The organism is Chromobacterium sp. S0633 (genome assembly GCF_024158805.1).
Lineage (GTDB): Bacteria > Pseudomonadota > Gammaproteobacteria > Burkholderiales > Chromobacteriaceae > Chromobacterium.
On record NZ_JAMZGH010000120.1, the window covers coordinates 1 to 771 of the forward strand.

1 protein-coding gene is annotated in these 771 nt (G+C 73.9%); it reads left to right on the forward strand.

Going from position 1 to position 771, the window contains the following annotated elements; genetic code table 11:
• The coding region (locus NK214_RS24880) for a condensation domain-containing protein (RefSeq protein ID WP_253315805.1) at positions 1-771 on the forward strand (771 nt) is incomplete at both ends.

The following is a 771-nucleotide window of genomic DNA, read 5'->3' on the forward strand; positions in this document are numbered from 1 at the left end:
CGGACGCGCTGCGCGACTGGTGGCGCGCGCGGCTGCAATCCTTGCCGGCCACGCGGCTGGCGCGGGAGCCGGACGGCGACGCGGCGCCGGCGGAGGTGCCGATTTCGGCCGCAGAGTCCGCCGGCCTGGAAGCGCTGGCCGCGCGCGCGGGCGCCTCGGTGAAAAGCGTGCTGCTGACGGCGCATCTGCTCGCCTTGTCGCGCATCTGCGGCAGGCCGGCGGTGACGAGCGGGGTGGTGTTCAACGGCCGCAGCGAGGGCGCGGACGGCGACCGGGCGCTGGGCCTGTTCCTGAACAGCCTGCCGCTCGGCTTCGACTTCCCGGCCGGCGCCTTCGACGCGGTCGCGCTGGTGCGCGCGGTGCAGGCGGCCGAGCTGGAGGTGTTCAGCCGCCGGCGCTATCCCTTGATCGAACTGCATCGGCAGGTGGGCACGGTGTTCGACGCGCTGTTCAACTTCACGCACTTCCGCGCGCTGGAGGACGCGGTGCGCGACATCGAGGTGTCCGACGGCTACGCGAGCGACACGACCAATGTGCCGCTGGTGGTGCAAAGCAGCTTCGACGGCCGGCAAGGCGTATTGCGGATCACCCTGGTGCCGTCGCGCGGGCATTTCTCGACGGAGACCGTGCTCCGCTTCGTCGCGGAGTACGCGGCGGCCTTGCGCGCGCTGCTCGGGGAAACCACGGCGCGGGACGCGGACGCAGGCGGCGCGAGCAGGGCGGACGGCGGCGAGCGCCGGAGCCTGGCCTCGGCGGCCGCCACGCCGGCGG